The 15,385-nt window shown below is 47.8% G+C and carries 16 protein-coding genes; 3 read left to right on the forward strand and 13 right to left on the reverse strand.

Annotated features, from left to right (window positions below; genetic code table 11):
- Positions 1-23 precede the first annotated feature (23 nt).
- The 3 genes from ptsP to ACFQZT_RS24355 all read right to left on the reverse strand — a co-directional run bounded on the left by ptsP (position 24) and on the right by ACFQZT_RS24355 (position 4,465).
- A complete protein-coding gene (gene ptsP, locus ACFQZT_RS24345; RefSeq protein ID WP_379304029.1) occupies positions 24-1,790 on the reverse strand; it encodes a phosphoenolpyruvate--protein phosphotransferase in 1,767 nt (588 codons plus the stop codon).
- Positions 1,787-3,676: a glucose PTS transporter subunit IIA gene (locus ACFQZT_RS24350; RefSeq protein ID WP_379304031.1), complete on the reverse strand. Its 1,890-nt coding sequence runs from the start codon at positions 3,674-3,676 to the stop codon at positions 1,787-1,789. The genes ptsP and ACFQZT_RS24350 overlap by 4 nt, the downstream gene beginning before the upstream one ends.
- Before the next feature lie 123 nt (positions 3,677-3,799).
- Entirely contained in the window at positions 3,800-4,465 is a 666-nt protein-coding gene (locus ACFQZT_RS24355; protein ID WP_379304033.1) for a hypothetical protein, read from the reverse strand.
- Positions 4,466-4,745: 280 nt separating this feature from the next.
- Here ACFQZT_RS24355 and ACFQZT_RS24360 point away from each other — a divergent pair, with 280 nt between their 5' ends.
- Positions 4,746-5,312: an NAD(P)/FAD-dependent oxidoreductase gene (locus ACFQZT_RS24360; protein ID WP_379304035.1), complete on the forward strand. Its 567-nt coding sequence runs from the start codon at positions 4,746-4,748 to the stop codon at positions 5,310-5,312.
- Between the two features lie 71 nt (positions 5,313-5,383).
- Here the strand turns inward: ACFQZT_RS24360 and ACFQZT_RS24365 are convergent, their stop codons facing one another.
- Genes ACFQZT_RS24365 through crcB (ACFQZT_RS24385) form a run of 5 tightly spaced genes read right to left on the reverse strand, consistent with a single transcriptional unit; the run spans position 5,384 to position 8,770 of the window.
- Positions 5,384-5,809 (reverse strand): CoA-binding protein, encoded by a 426-nt coding sequence (locus ACFQZT_RS24365; RefSeq protein WP_379304037.1) that lies wholly within the window; start codon positions 5,807-5,809, stop codon positions 5,384-5,386.
- Between the two features lie 47 nt (positions 5,810-5,856).
- The gene (locus ACFQZT_RS24370; RefSeq protein ID WP_379304039.1) at positions 5,857-6,672 is read right to left on the reverse strand and encodes a C39 family peptidase; all 816 of its coding nucleotides are present in this window, start codon (positions 6,670-6,672) and stop codon (positions 5,857-5,859) included.
- 32 nt (positions 6,673-6,704) lie between these two features.
- The gene (aroA, locus tag ACFQZT_RS24375) at positions 6,705-8,000 is read right to left on the reverse strand and encodes a 3-phosphoshikimate 1-carboxyvinyltransferase (RefSeq protein WP_379304041.1); all 1,296 of its coding nucleotides are present in this window, start codon (positions 7,998-8,000) and stop codon (positions 6,705-6,707) included.
- A gap of 27 nt (positions 8,001-8,027) precedes the next feature.
- Positions 8,028-8,387, reverse strand: coding sequence for a fluoride efflux transporter CrcB (gene crcB, locus ACFQZT_RS24380; protein ID WP_379304043.1), 360 nt, complete (start codon positions 8,385-8,387; stop codon positions 8,028-8,030).
- The gene (crcB, locus tag ACFQZT_RS24385; protein WP_379304045.1) at positions 8,384-8,770 is read right to left on the reverse strand and encodes a fluoride efflux transporter CrcB; all 387 of its coding nucleotides are present in this window, start codon (positions 8,768-8,770) and stop codon (positions 8,384-8,386) included. Before crcB (ACFQZT_RS24385) ends, crcB (ACFQZT_RS24380) begins: the two co-directional genes overlap by 4 nt.
- Positions 8,771-8,909: 139 nt before the next feature.
- Between crcB (ACFQZT_RS24385) and ACFQZT_RS24390 the strand changes: the two genes are divergently transcribed.
- A complete protein-coding gene (locus ACFQZT_RS24390) occupies positions 8,910-9,200 on the forward strand; it encodes a rhodanese-like domain-containing protein (RefSeq protein WP_379304047.1) in 291 nt (96 codons plus the stop codon).
- Positions 9,201-9,203: 3 nt separating this feature from the next.
- Here the strand turns inward: ACFQZT_RS24390 and ACFQZT_RS24395 are convergent, their stop codons facing one another.
- Positions 9,204-9,728, reverse strand: a complete 525-nt coding sequence (locus ACFQZT_RS24395; RefSeq protein ID WP_379304049.1) for a shikimate kinase — start codon at positions 9,726-9,728, stop codon at positions 9,204-9,206.
- Positions 9,729-9,878: 150 nt separating this feature from the next.
- Here ACFQZT_RS24395 and ACFQZT_RS24400 point away from each other — a divergent pair, with 150 nt between their 5' ends.
- On the forward strand, positions 9,879-10,202 hold the full coding sequence (locus ACFQZT_RS24400; protein WP_379304051.1) for a hypothetical protein: 324 nt from the start codon (positions 9,879-9,881) through the stop codon (positions 10,200-10,202).
- Between the two features lie 42 nt (positions 10,203-10,244).
- Here ACFQZT_RS24400 and gndA read toward each other — a convergent pair whose 3' ends face one another.
- The 4 genes from gndA to ACFQZT_RS24420 form a co-directional block, all read right to left on the reverse strand.
- Positions 10,245-11,657 (reverse strand): NADP-dependent phosphogluconate dehydrogenase, encoded by a 1,413-nt coding sequence (gndA, locus tag ACFQZT_RS24405; RefSeq protein ID WP_379304053.1) that lies wholly within the window; start codon positions 11,655-11,657, stop codon positions 10,245-10,247.
- Between the two features lie 96 nt (positions 11,658-11,753).
- The gene (locus ACFQZT_RS24410; RefSeq protein WP_379304055.1) at positions 11,754-12,521 is read right to left on the reverse strand and encodes an SDR family oxidoreductase; all 768 of its coding nucleotides are present in this window, start codon (positions 12,519-12,521) and stop codon (positions 11,754-11,756) included.
- 25 nt (positions 12,522-12,546) lie between these two features.
- Positions 12,547-14,115 (reverse strand): gluconokinase, encoded by a 1,569-nt coding sequence (gene gntK / locus ACFQZT_RS24415; protein WP_379304057.1) that lies wholly within the window; start codon positions 14,113-14,115, stop codon positions 12,547-12,549.
- Complete coding sequence (locus ACFQZT_RS24420; protein ID WP_379304059.1) at positions 14,093-15,382, reverse strand: nickel pincer cofactor-dependent isomerase, group 22; 1,290 nt, start codon at positions 15,380-15,382, stop codon at positions 14,093-14,095. Before ACFQZT_RS24420 ends, gntK begins: the two co-directional genes overlap by 23 nt.
- Positions 15,383-15,385: the final 3 nt, after the last annotated feature.

Consider the following 15,385-nt stretch of genomic DNA (forward strand, 5'->3'; position numbering starts at 1 on the left):
CCCCGCCTTTGCAGGGTTACAGTTTATTCGCCTGAAAAACTTGTGTCAGAAACATAAGCTGCCGACGCCTCAACGGCTTGTTCCGTTTGAGCAAGCAATGTGCTGATTTGCTCACTTGTTTTACAGGTTAAAATTTGATCGACCAGCTCTTTGCATTTGTTAGCATCGCTTGAAAGCAATCGATGTTTGACCTGCAGCAGCGATTGTACGGAAATGCTGAGTTCTTCGATGCCAAGGCCAAGCCAGATCGGCAATGCCCGGATATCCCCGGCCATTTCCCCGCATACGCCGACCGGGATGCCGACGCGTTTGGCTGAATCTATGACATGTTTCAATAGTCTGATAACAGCGGGATGATAGGGATCATATAAATGCGCGATGTTCTCATTCATGCGATCCACAGCTAACACATATTGAACGAGATCGTTGGTACCAATGCTAATGAAGTTTACTTCACTGGCCAATACGTCTGCGATAAGCGCCGCGGCCGGAACTTCAATAGTCAATCCGACTTCTATGGAGGCATTGTAAGGAATCCCTTTCTCGCTCAGCTCCTGCTTCGCCTCTTCCAGCATGGCTTTTGCTTGGCGCACTTCGCTAAGAGAGGTCACCATCGGATACATGATCTTCACCGGACCGTAGCTGCTAGCTCTTAAAATCGCTTTGAGCTGAGTCATAAACAAATCTTTACGGTCCAATGAAATACGAATGGCCCGGTAACCCAAGAATGGGTTATCTTCCTTAGCCAGCGGCAAATAATCCAGCTTCTTATCGCCGCCGATATCAAGGGTACGTATGATAATCGGCTTACCTTGCAATTGCCTTACCGCATGGCTGTACACTTCGAATTGCTCGTCCTCGCTTGGTAATGAATCACGATCCATATACAAGTACTCGGTTCGAAACAGACCTACGCCAGACGCACCGTTGCGCAAAACTTGATCGATTTCCATTACGGAGTTCATATTCGCATGAAGATTCACAAGTTTATGATCCAAAGTCATTGGAACGACATCCGCTATTTCCTGCAAGCTTTCTTTGAATTCGAGCCAATTGCGCTTACGCGCCTTGTATCGCTCAATTGTCGCCTGATCCGGATTAATATAGAGCGTGCCTTCTTGACCGTCAATAATGAGAAAATCACCGTTCTGAATCGGTCGAAGCAGCTTGCCCTCAAGCCCCAATACATAAGGAACTGACATTGCCCGAGCCATGATAGACACATGGGAATGCGTTCCGCCGAGGATCGTAAGGAGGCCCAGCACTTTACTTGGATCCAGATGCGCTAGCTGCGAAGGTGTCAGTTCCTTGGCCACCAGGATGTAGGGATGATCGATTGGCGGAACATTCGAGCTGGTATCACCGAGCAGATGCTTTAACAACCTGTTCCCGACATCTTTGATATCGAGCGCCCGCTCCTTCATGTATTCGTCGTCAATGAGGTTGAACATCCCGACAAACTTATCGATCACTTCTTTTACTGCAACCTCTGCCGCTTTGTACTGCAGCTCGATAATGCCTTGGATTTCATTCATGAAAATCGGGTCTTCCAATATCGCTAAATGCGCATCAAAAATATACGATTGATCTTGCCCGACGACTTCCTTAATCTCCTGTTTGATGAGCTCCAGCTCATCTTTGGATGAACGAATGCCATCATACAGTCGTTCGAATTCATAGGCCAAATCCGTCACATCAATCATTTTCTCGGGAAAATCCCACTCCCAGGTTGGGATAACAAACGCTTTGCCCATTGCGATCCCTGAAGAAGCTCCTATGCCTCTGATCATCCGTTAGTCCCCCCCGACGTTTTAGTAGGCTTTAAGACGACGGACATCACGGAACCTTGGCCTTTTTTGACTGCTTTAAACGGAGCGAAGCTCCAAGACTTCACAAGATCCGGATTCGTAATAATCATAGGTGTCGCCAATGATGATGCAAACTTTTTCACCTTATTCAGATTGAATTTAACGAGTAATTGCCCCGGCTCCACGCGATCGCCTTCTTTCACCACCGCAGTGAAGCACTTGCCAGGCAAGCTTGCTGTATCAATCCCAATATGAAGCAGAACTTCCAATCCTTCATCCGTCAAAATACCGAGTGCATGCATGGTCGGATAAATATGCATAATGATACCGGACACCGGCGAAACCAACTCCCCTTTTTCCGGGAAAAAGGCCACTCCGTTTCCGACCAAGCGTGAAGCAAAGATGCGGTCCGGCACTTCCTCAATCGGAATCATTCTTCCCTGCATCGGGGAATTGAACAGCACCACATGGATGTCTTTGCGCAATACTTTCATAATTTCTTCACGAATCAGCTCTGAGAATGTTCCAAACACGACCTGAACATTGCCTCCCCCAAGACGTATGACGCCTGCCGCTCCCAAATGTCGTAATGCCGTGATGTCCATCAGACGATCGTTGACAAGGGTAAGTCGCAGCCTGGTTATGCAGGCTTCAATCTTCTTAATATTGTCTTTCCCACCGAGTGCTTGCAAAATAAGCGGAGAACGGTAAGGAATATCCCCCGCCCATTCTTCCAAAGATGAGCCTTCCTCCCTTCCGGGCGTCGGAATTTGAAATCGCCTTATGGCCCATCGGAATAAGAAATAGTACAACAGGCCATATACAAGCCCGATCGGTATTAATAATAAACCATGATGCGATAAGTGCAGATTAATCACATAATCGATAGCCCCGGCTGAATAGGAAAAACCATGTTGAATGTTAAGATAATAAGCAATCCACATCGCAACTCCCGATAAAAGGGCATGAATCACAAATAAATAAGGAGCAACAAACAAGAAAGCAAATTCAATAGGCTCCGTAACCCCTGTGAGAAATGAGGCTAAAGCCGCCGTAAGGAATGTCGCTTTAATCTTCGGCTTCAAATCCTCCCGAGCCTCTCCGATGATGGCAAATGCGATGGCTGGCAGGGCAAACATCATAATGGGATAAAGTCCCGCCATATATGTACCCGCAGTTGGGTCACCGGCAAAGAACCTAGGTAGATCCCCATATACCATACGGCCTGATGGCGTCGTATACGCACCTACTTGAAACCAGAAAAAATTATTCAAAATATGGTGTAAGCCCGAAGGTACAAGTAATCTATGAGCAATTCCGTAAAGGAAAGCGCCAAAACCACCCATTCCGAGCAGCCAACCGGACAGTTTCCCCATCCCTAATTCCAGATAAGGACCGATACCAATCATAATATAAGATACAATTAAGGTAGCAAGACCCATCACCAGCGGAACAATGCGGGGGCCTCCAAAAAATTGGATATATTCCGGAAGCTTTATCTCTTTAAAGCGATGATAAATAATGGCAGACAGAAGACCTATCAAAATCCCGCCAGGCACGCCGAGTTGAAAATCGTTTCCTAACTGATGTTCGATTAATCTGGTGAACATAAAATATCCAAGCATTGCGGATAATCCTGCAATGCCGGCGCTCTCTGTCAGACCGAGTGCAACACCTACAGCAAAAATAATCGGGATATAGTCAAAGACCGTATTACCCGCTAACAGCAGCATATCCCCGAAGCTGGAAGCATGTATCGCATCCCATGGCAAATCACCTAGACGAAGCAGTACAGCAGCAATCGGAAGTGCAATGGTAGGCAGCATTAAAGAGCGGCCGAGCTGTTGTAGATTCCCCATCCAGTTCAAACGGTTGCTACCTCCTTAAAGTTATCTAATTCAAATCGTATAGCTTGTAAGCCTGTTTGTCAAAAAAAAATAAGCAGGTCGGCGATCGACCTGCTTATCGGCACTTCGGCGGACTTTCCGATCTTAAAACGAGGAATTGTAACCGAACTGTTGCCCGCTCTGTCCAAATTGATTAAACGATGAGATACCTTGGGAACCAAATCCGGTTTGACCTTGGAAAGATGCTTGGGTTGGGTTCGAAGAATCTGAACGGAGATAAGCATCATGACCAGGTTGGTTGCCACGGTAATTGGCTGTATGAAATGCATTTGGCGATACCGCGGTTTGTCCATAAGATTGGTTGGACTGAATCGCATTGCCATATTGGCTGGTGCCGGTAAATTGCTGTTGCGTGTTTTGGAATGCAAATTGAGATGGATTGGTGCCGTATTGGCTGTTATTCAGGTTATTAAAGGAAGAATAACCCGTTTGAAAACCGGATTGAGTAGGCGTGGAAGAATCGGACCGGTATTGAGCGTCATGGCCTGGCTGGTTGCCACGGTAGTTTGCTGTGTGAAATGATTCCGGAGAAGTTGCTTGTCCCCAGCTTTGATTTGTTTGTACCGCACTTTGTCCATATCCTTGGCTCGCTTGTCCAGCATTTTGTCCATAGAAGGACTGAACAAATCCTACAGGTTGATATTGCTTTTGACCCGCTTGATACTGAGAGCTTAGACCTTGTGTACCCTGAAGACCTTGGGTCCGGCCAAAAGACGAAGATCCATAGCTGCTGAAGTTGTTGTTATACACGTGTAAATCCTCCTCTGATTTTTCATCTTGTTTTAGCCCCATTGGGGAACCTTTTTTATTCTCTCCGCTTGCTCTATTTTTATTTACATAACCGCAGATGATTTCAACATTTTGGACCTAATTGAAATATACATACCGGTTCGTTTCGGGAATGCTAAATGACGGGAAGATTACCCGGTAAAATACTAAACTTTATATACATATAAATTGACTATGTAAAGATAAGTGTGCCATAATCTTCTTGTACCTTCATTTTCTAATAACGAGGAGTGACGACGACATGTCTTACGATGTTATTATTATTGGAGCTGGCCCAACCGGTTCAAGTGCTGCCTTATTCACAGCAAAGGCGGGCAAGAAAACGCTTGTCATTGATAATGACCAGAGCGTTACTAAACGAGCTTGGATTGAAAATCACTACGGTGTTGAGGCTATTACTGGACCGGACCTCGTAGAAATCGGGAAAAAGCAAGCAGCAAAATTCGGAGCTGAATTCGTTCAGGGCAAAGCAACCCAATTGGAAAAATCGGGTGAAGGCTTCCGTGTTGCAACGGAAAATGGAGAGTATGAAGGTAACCATGTTATCCTCGCGACAGGACTTTCCGTAGAACTTGCTGAAGCTGCCGGCATTAAGACAAAGCCAGGCACCGAGCCGCGAATCAAGTCGGTCGTCGACGTAGATTCTCAAGGAAATTCCAGCTTGAAAGGCGTATGGGCTGCCGGTACAACTGGAGGCGTCAGTATGCACACCATCATTACTGCTGGTGATGGCGCTAGAGTCGCTATCAATGTGATTAGCGAAATTAATGGCGAACGTTACGTCGATCATGACATACTGAAAGCTTAATTAATTAAATAAAACAAAAACCGCTCCGCACTTATTTTCATAAGGACGGAGCGGTTTTTAGTTGCGATCATTTAATGATTACGAGGATTCAGGATAGCATCCTCGACTTTAATGCATCGATCCATAATGACTTCGAGTCCTGCATCGCCGGCAACACGAGCCGCTTCGTCGTTCACGATATCCAGCTGAAGCCAGAACACTTTAGCTTTGATCTTCACTGCTTCTTCCGCGATAGGTACGACTTGGTCCGCGCGTCGGAACACATTGACGATATCGACGGGTTCCGGAATATCGGAGAGGGAAGCATAGCTTTTCTCTCCTAAAATTTCAGTTGCGTTCGGATTTACAGGGATGATGCGGTATCCCCTGCTCTGCATCGCAGCCGCAACCATGTGAGAGGTGCGGTCAGGATTGTCGGATAATCCGACAACAGCAATATTGCCGGCCCCTGCCAGAATTTCCTTAATGTGTTCACGGGATGGGTTTTCGAAGGCCATCGTAATTCCTCCTAAGAGTTTTCGTAGAAAACTAGCTACTTAAGCATTTACTTTTCCAAATACGTCAATCCCTGTTTTCCCATGGCGGTCCAGCTCTCGATGAATTGTGCTTTATTCACTTTGAATTGTTTGTTGCCGCTGAGCGGGTCATTCAAGAAGACGTTCTCTTCATCATATCCTACCAATAAAACCGCATGTTCAGCAAATGAAGTTTGCAGAGGCCCAATTGGCGTATCCCAAGTCACCCATTTATATGGAACGTTAAAATCAATCGTCGTCCAAACGATGACCGGAATTCCTCCTGCTACTTGAGCTTCATACATATCAAACGATTCACCGGTGACATCAATAGCGGTTGGGATATACGTTTTCAGCAGTGGGAACAATCCAGAATGATAGATGCCGAACCCTCTTTGTTTGCGGGTCACATCCCCGACAAAGCCTGTATTCGGATTTCCCCAGTACGCGATTGAGCCGTCTGCATTCAGAGTTACCGGTGTAGGATCTTTAGGCATTTCGTCTGCAAGCTGCAACTTCGTTTTATCTATTCCTTTGAACTGCAGGAGCATGGTCAAGCTCGTTATTTCACATCCTGCCGGCAATTCGGGCAATTGCTTGAAAACTGGCGCATCAATGATTGCTGATTTTAGCTTTTCCCGGACTGGTTGCGGTGTCGCCTCGATTGCTTTAACCTGCTTTACTGGAGCATGAACATTTACCGCGGAGCCTGCCGCGAATAGGGCAGGTTCTTTACCTGTCGCTTTCGCGTAGAGCAGAACGGCAAAGACACTGCTTGCAAACACAAGCCCTCCAACGAGAAACAATCCAAACGTCACCTTTAATCCTTGCCAAATAATCCTCATGTTGATTCACCCGTTCGTTGTTTTGAAAATGCCTACTCACTCACAAGTTCAACCTGAGCACCGATGGAACGCAAATGATCAAAATATTGCGGGTAAGATTTCGCTACGTGATGGGCATCCTTAATGATCAAGCCCTTTTTCGAACGAAGACCTACGACAGTAAGAGCCATAATGACACGGTGATCGAAATGCGCATTAATCTCGACTCCGCCTTCAACCCCTTGCGGCTTCCCGTGCACAATGATCTCACTTTGGCGTTCTTCTACATCAGCACCCGCTTTGCACAGCTCGTTCAAATAATCCGTGATCCGGTCACATTCTTTATAGCGTAAATTTTCGACATTATAAAAACGTGAAGTTCCCTCTGCAAACACAGCTGCAGCTACCATTGCAAGAACAGCGTCTGTGAAGTGATCGCCGTCAAACTCTCCTGCAACTAACTTCTGATTGCCGCGTACATGGACAACTCCTTTGTCATGAGTTAAATTCACGCCCATCGCGCGAAGTACATCCACACATGCTTTTTCGCCTTGCTTGCTATTCTCTTCAAGTCGTAATACTCGCACATCCGAATTCGTAACAGCTGCCGCTGCGAGAATCGCCGCCGAGCCCGGATAATCGCCCTGTATGACATATTCCTTAGCTTGATAGGATTGACGACCCGAAATACGGTAATGCATCAGATCATCGCTGGCGTGAATGATAATTCCTGCCTGTTCTAATACTTCCAGCGTTTGACCGACAATAATTTTGGATTTCAAATCGTGCAAGACTTCAATCTCGCTATCCTCTTCCAACAGAGGTGTCATAAATAACAGAGAGCTTAAGAACTGTGAGCTTACATTACCTGAGACGGTTAGTTTGCCGCCTCGCGGTTGACCACCTTTTATTGTTATCGGCAGACGACCGCTAGAATGTTGTACCTCAATGCCCATTTGTTGCAAAGTTTCAATTAAATCGTCGTGCGGACGTTTGCCTAATGATTCCGGATAAGTATTAACGAAGGTTAGATCAGGACAAAATGCCGCTATTGACATCAAAAACCGCAATACCGCACCCGCATTGCCAACATTAAGCTCGGACACATGCTTCGGATGCTTGCCAAAACCGGTGATCACGATTTTCTCTTCATCTTCTTCAATGATAGCTCCAAGATCACGTATACAGCGTCTCATCGCGTCGCTATCCTCACTATGCGCCGGATAATAGATAGTGCTTGTCCCCTCTGCAAGCGCCCCGATTAAGAGATAACGTGTCGTGTAGTTTTTGGACGAAAGTGCGTTGATTTCGCCCTGTAGTTGGGCAGTAGGCTTCACAATAGCTCTCATGTGGTTGATCTCTCCTAAACTTATAAATTATATGTAATATCCAATAAACGCTAAACAAATACCGCCTGTATACGTCAGGAACGTGTAGAGCAGCCAAGCCTTTATGTCCCCGGCACGCAATTGTTTTAGACTCTCCAGCTTTAATGTAGAAAAAGTAGTAAAAGCCCCCATAAAGCCGGTTCCAATCAGCAGCTTCCAGTCGTCGAACGAGTGGTAGCGCATCAACCAGCCGAGTAAAAAACAACCCGAAAGATTTACAGCCAGTGTACCATACGGAATAGAACTTGGGAACCTTTTGGCGACGTATCCAGCAAGCAAAAAACGGCTGATCGCTCCAATAAATCCACCAATCCCGACCAAACATACAGGCCACATCGATGCGATCATGAAGGATGCCCTCCCGATCTTGCGGTCTCTCCTAAACGAATCCCCAGCCATGTAAAAGCAAGTCCTCCCCACAAACTGCCGCCAATATAAAGAGCTGCGAGGAAAAAATGGCCCAACTTCAACATGCTGACCGTTTCATAGCTGAATGTGGAAAATGTTGTGAATGATCCGATGAATCCTGTAGTCAAAGCGCTCCGGAGCTTAAGCGGCAGCGGCAACCAATCCGCAAAAGCCAAAAACCCTAATAGCAAACACCCTAAAAAATTGCAGATCAGCGTTCCCCAGGGAAAAGCCGACGGCGATGCGGGATTCCACGCAAGCGAAAGCATATATCTGGCAAGAGCACCGAAAATTCCAGCAACGCCTATGTAGACTATTGTCAACGGACGCTCCCCTTTCTACACGATTAAAAAGGTTAAAAAAGCTACTAATTAACCAGTGGTTTGACATCTACACCAATTCTTTTTATCATTACTACAATGGGACTTCTTCCCAACCTTATTGAAGCCAGGAGGCCATGCTTTGGATACGATATTACCATCCGAAATCAAAGATAGACTTAGCCGCGGTGAGCAGCTAACGATTATTGACGTCCGCGAAGACGAGGAAGTGGCTGCAGGTATCATTCCGGGTGCCAAGCATATCCCGCTGGGTCAACTGCCAGAGCGTCATACCGAGATCCCCCAAGCCGATGAAGTCATTCTTGTCTGCCGAAGCGGCAACCGAAGTGGACGAGCGCTCGGATACTTGGAATCGTTAGGCTATAAAGGCCTTAAAAATATGACTGGCGGTATGCTGGAGTGGGAGGACTAAGCTTTAAGCTTGTCCCTCTCCCGCCAACCCTGATCTGATTAGAATTTCCTCCACAATTTGCTCAGTTGTAAGATTCGTGGTGTCAATCATCGTATGTGCAAAGTCGTATGCATGTTTCCGCTGTTCGAGCAGCGTGTACACGCGATCTTCTAAGTTGCCTTGCAAAAGCGGCCGGTTCCGGTCGTTCTTAACACGCTGTATGACGGCTTCCGGCGATGCCTGTAGAGCGACTACAAAGCCATGATGAAGCATGACCTCTCTGTTGCCTTCAGCCAGAACAGCTCCGCCGCCGGTTGCAATGATTTGACACTGACGAGCTAAAATATGTTCCAGCGCTCTGCTCTCCAAAGCGCGAAAATAAGCTTCCCCATGCAAACGAAATAATTCGGAAATCGTCGTCTGCTGCTCTTCCTCAACAACTGCATCCGAATCTTGAAATGTCCAGCCTAGACGCTGAGCCAACTTTTGACCTACCGTCGATTTGCCTGTCCCCATGAAGCCTACTAGCACGATATTGCTTGTTGTCACTTATGATCCCCTTTTCCCATTGCGATACATGCAAACTTTCCCAACATCATACCACATGCAGCCAAGTCATGAATACAATCCGTCAAAAAAACATATAGTAGTGTGAATAAATTCCAGCACGAACAGTTAAGAATGGAACTAAAAGACCACATGCCGACAAGGAGAGATGGAGCTTTGAACCATACTGTCGCCTATCCGAACCACACTAAAGGCAAACTGGAACAAATCTTGCACCCGAGCTATCCGCTTTGCAAAGACGATGTTGTCTGGATTCTGGAATTTATTAAGAAAAAAGTGGCTGAAGAAGACCCTGATCTTCAAGGTCTTGCTCAACCACGCTTAATGAGAAATTTCCGGTATTTTGCCGAGGTCGCCATGATGCTGATTCACAGGCGTAACGGCTTCGATCAAGAAGCGGATCGTCTGAAAATGTGGCTGCGAGAAGCAGCATACGGCCTAAATGAGGAAGCTTAAACATACGCCAAGCCGCTTGGTCTCCGTTTCAATAGCCGTCTCTTAGTTTTCCATCCAGTTGAAATGGAAAGATCCTTCCTTGTCCACACGCTGGAAAGTATGCGCGCCGAAATAATCGCGTTGTGCTTGCAGCAGGTTAGCCGGCAGTCTTTCCGTACGATAGCTGTCATAATAGGCAAGCGCGGATGCAAAGGAAGGAACCGCGATACCGCGAGTAACGGCTTCTGCAACGACTTGTCTCCAAGATTGTTGATAGTTATCAACAACGCCTTGGAAGTAAGAATCAAGCAAAAGATTTTTCAGCTCAGGATTACGATCGTACGCATCCTTGATGTTTTGCAGGAATCTGGCGCGAATAATACAGCCGCCGCGGAAAATCATGGCGATGTTCCCGTATTGCAAGTTCCATTTATATTCTTCAGAAGCAGCACGCATCTGTGCAAAGCCTTGCGCATAGGAGCAAATTTTGCTTGCGTACAGCGCTTGACGAACCGCTTCGATAAATGCTTTGCGATCTCCTGTAAATGCTGGAGCAGCAGGCCCTTTGAGTACTTTGCTAGCCGCAACGCGTTCTTCTTTCATCGCTGAGATGAAGCGGGAGAACACGGATTCCGTAATGATGGAAAGCGGTACGCCGAGATCCAAAGCGCTTTGGCTGGTCCATTTTCCTGTTCCTTTTTGTCCTGCGGAGTCCAGAATGACATCGACCATCGGTTTGCCGGTTTCAGCATCGTATTTAGTGAAGATATCTCTGGTGATTTCGATCAGGTAGCTGTCGAGCTCACCGTTGTTCCATTCTGTGAAGATTTCATGAAGCTCCTCCGTACTTACGCCAAGCACGTCTTTGAGCAATTGATAAGCTTCACAAATAAGCTGCATATCGCCATATTCGATACCGTTGTGCACCATTTTCACATAATGTCCGGCACCGTCAGGTCCGATATAGGTACAGCAAGGATCGCCGTTTACTTTGGCTGAAATAGCCGTAAGAATCGGCTCGACGAGTTTATATGCGTCTTCTTGGCCGCCTGGCATAATAGACGGGCCTTTTAACGCACCTTCTTCACCGCCGGAAACGCCTGTACCGACAAAACGGATGCCATGCGCTTCAAGTTCTTTGTTACGGCGCTGCGTATCTGGAAAGAACGCGTTGCCGCCATCTATTAAAATGTCGCCTTTGTCCAGATGAGGGAGCAATTGATTGATCGTATCGTCCGTTGGTCCGCCTGCTTTGACCATGATCAAAATTTTACGTGGCACTTCAAGAGACTGTACGAATTCTTCAATACTGTATGTACCTGCCAGGTTTTTACCAGGGGCTTCTGCAAGAAGCTCTTTTGTTTTTTCAGGAGAACGGTTGTAAACTGATACACTGAATCCTCTGCTTTCGATGTTCAGTGCCAGGTTTTTCCCCATGACCGCTAGACCGACGACACCAATTTGTTGTTTAGCCATCTCTCTCATACACCCTTCCGATAAATAATTTTGTTTAATAAAAGTTAAAATAGTCCGCTTTCAAAACCGAGAAGGTTGGACTATTTTAACCTCCTTCTAAATCGTCATCGCGCCGAAACCGCCGTCCACTCTAAGAACAGCCCCCGTCACAAAGCTGGAAGCCTGCTCAGAAGCAAGGAACACCGCAGCACCTTGCAGCTCTGCCGCTTCACCGAATCGATTCATCGGCGTATGCCGCATGATGGATTCGATGCGCTCAGGCGATAAGATCTTACGATTCTGCTCCGCCGGGAAAAATCCGGGAATGATCGCATTAACGCGTACACGGCTCGGAGCAAATTCACGGGCTAAATTTTGCGTTATATTATTGACGGCCGCTTTGGAGGCTGAGTAAGTGAATACGCGGGAAAGCGGAGGATCCGATGATACCGACGAAATGTTGATGATGCTTCCGCCTTCTCCCCGCTCCACCATATATTTCCCAAACACTTGGCAAGCTAACACGACGCTTTTCAAATTAACCTCCATAATAGAATCCCATTCTTCCATGGAAATGTCAAAGAAAGGCGTAGCGCTATTTTTGCCGGGACAGTTCATAAGAATATCCACGCTGCCGGACCAAGCAAGGACTTCTTTTAACAATAACTCCAAATCCTCGCGTTTGGTCGCATCCGCTTGGAAGATATGGGCTTCGCCGCCAGCAGCTTCAATACTCTGACGCACTTGCTCGCTCTTTTCCTGGTTGCGGCCTACAACGGCCACTTTTGCTCCGTGTCCGCCTAATGCTAGTGCCATGGATCCGCCAAGGGTGCTGTTGCCGCCAATAATAACTGCTGTTTTACCTGTAAGATCAAATAAGTTCATCTAACTCATCCTCTCAAATATGAAATTAAGATTGAGGACTCGTGAGGTGCTGCTGTCTGAAGGCGGTTATCGCATCGAATTGATCTTTTAACTGATGATATACGTTTGAATAAATAGATGTCAATTGTTTATAGACGCGATATTCGCTTTCATTTACCTCATGAGCCATTCCAACTTGAATCCAGTTGTGTGCGTGCGATAAATCTTGAATCTCGCCCATAGCGAGTAGACCTAGCAAAGCTGCTCCTATACCGGAGCTTTCGATGGAATCCGGAACCGTAACGGATGTGCCGATCATGTCCGCCATCATCTGGCGCCAAAACTCAGATCGCGCAAATCCGCCGGATGCTCGAATCTCGGTGGCTGGGCCCATAAGCCGTTCTAAAGATGTCGCAACGGCATGAATGGAGAACATCACACCTTCCAAAGCGGCACGGATCATATGCTTCTTCTGATGACTGAGTGAAAGTCCAAAATAAACGCCTCGGGCATTGGCGTTCCAGTAAGGCGCCCTTTCACCCGAGAGGAGCGGCAAAAACAATAAGCTATCGGAGCCGGCAGGTACTTGAGATGCTAGCTCAGTTAAATAGTCATACGGATCGACGCCTTGCCGTCTCGCTTCCTCCGCTTCTAAAGTCGCCACTTGGTCTCTCACCCAACGGAAAACAATACCGCCGTTGTTGATAGGCCCACCAACGACCCAGAAATTCTCCGTGAGGGCGTAGCAGAACAGCTTGCCTTCGGGGTCCGTTTGCGGCTTGGAGACGACGCTGCGGACCGCTCCGCTTGTCCCGATCGTAACGGCGACGACGCCTGGCTCAAATGCGCCAACGCCGAGGTTGGCGAGCACCCCATCGGAGGCGCCGACTACGAAAGGCGTGTCAGCGGCAAGCCCCATAGCTGTGGCGTATTCCGGGCTTAGTCCCTCGATGCGGAATGTCGTGGGCACCAGCTCCGAGAACTGCCCTCGCGTCACGCCGGCTAAGGTCAACGCTTCCTCGTCCCAATCGAGCCGTTCGAGGTTGAATAGCCCCGTGGCGCTGGCAAGCGAGTGATCGATGATAAACCGGCCGAAAAGCTTCGCAAACACAAATTCTTTTATCCCGATGAATTTATATGCTTGGCTCACGAGTTCCGGCATGTGATCACGGAACCACATCAGTTTGAGCAGCGGTGACATCGGATGAATCGGTGTGCCGGTGCGGGCATAGATTTGTTGGCCTAAGCCGCTGATCCTTAGTTGTTCCGCATAGTCCGCACTGCGATTATCCGCCCATGTCACACAAGGTGTTAGCGGATTGGCTTCAAGGTCCACAGCGATAAGGCTGTGCATGGCGGAGCTGAATGAAACGCAGAGCACTTCTTCGGCGCAAATGCCCAGCTTGCGAACGACAGCGCCGATGCCCGCTACAACGGCTTCGAAGATTTGTAAGGGATCCTGCTCGGCTCTGTCGGGAGCCGGAGTATTCAGCGGATACTCGATCGAGTGCGAAGCTTTCACACGCCCCTCCCGATCGATGAGCAGCGTTTTCAAACTTGTCGTGCCAATGTCCGCCGCTAACACATAAGGCTTAGTGGCTGTCAGATCTGTCATTGCGAATATTCCCCTCTGTATCGAATTGAAGCTCGTACGGTTCTGACAAAATTTCAATATCCAGATGCTGGCGGGCAGCATCAAGCAGGTTAACGGATATCTCAATTTCCCCGAGATGAAGCGTATCCTGGATGCGAACAAGCTTACATGTGGTGTAATCCAGAATGTTGCAAGTCTTGATAGCCGCTTTCAACGCATAGTAATCATTCTCCAGCGTTGTAGCGAGCTTGGTAGGGGCGCAGACTGTCGAGGTCAGTCCGTTGGCGTAAGTGACTTCCAGGTTCGTCTTATCGACCAGCCGCTGTGTTGTGAAATCAGCAGTACCCACACCATTCGCGTTTCCTTTTGTTTCTGGAGTCAAGTCCAAAACGACCATTTTGGCCACTTCCGGACCGCCATGCGCATAAGGCGTCGGATAACGCCCGGTGACATTGGGATCCATGCCGTCCCCGCTAATGTTTTTGCCGATATAGTCGATAACAAGCACATCAATTTCATCGAATAAAATTTTGGGCAACCGCGATTTCGCTTCCACAAGCAGCTCTTCTTCGCGAGCTTCAATTTCTGCCGCAGGCAGCACCTCTACGCGGCATGTTTCGTCGTAAGCATTTTCTACAAGCGCCACGCCGAATACGATGGGCAGCTTCTCGATCATAATTGAAGCCATGGCAGGCACATTCTCTGCCATATACTTGAAGCCGAGCTGGTGGCAGGCTTCAGCCCCTTTTTGTTTGCCAAGTCCGATCGCAATCATCTTCATGATGCCGCTTTCAATTCGTCCGCGGAAAGCAGTATGCGGTTTCACACGGTTGATCACAACAATCGCGTCCGCCTCGGACGCAATTCGATCTACATAAACGGGCAAGCCATTCGGCAGCTGATCGATCTGCACGACTTCCATAGACGATCGGATCGGCGCTCCCATGCTTGCCTCTGTTATACCGAGATGCTGCAGGACTTCTGTTTGTCCGGCTGCCGTAGCGCCTCCGTGGCTTCCCATGCAAGGCACGATGAAGGGATGCGCGCCTCTCGCTTTAATCGCATCCAAAGTTGTTTTCGTGAAGCCCGCGATGTTGGCGATCCCACGGCTGCCTACAGCTACAGCCACATGCTGTCCCGGTTCAATGCTTTCCATGACGCCGCTGCCGGCAAGTTTAGCCTCAAGCTCCTTCTCAGGATGCTCCAAACGGGTTTGGTCAAATTTTTGCCGGATTTTTACCATTTGCGGTATCGGAATATCTTGCAACAGCTCTCTGAGAATGCTCATCGA

Source organism: Paenibacillus sp. GCM10027628 (assembly GCF_042676385.1).
Lineage (GTDB): Bacteria > Bacillota > Bacilli > Paenibacillales > NBRC-103111 > Paenibacillus_E.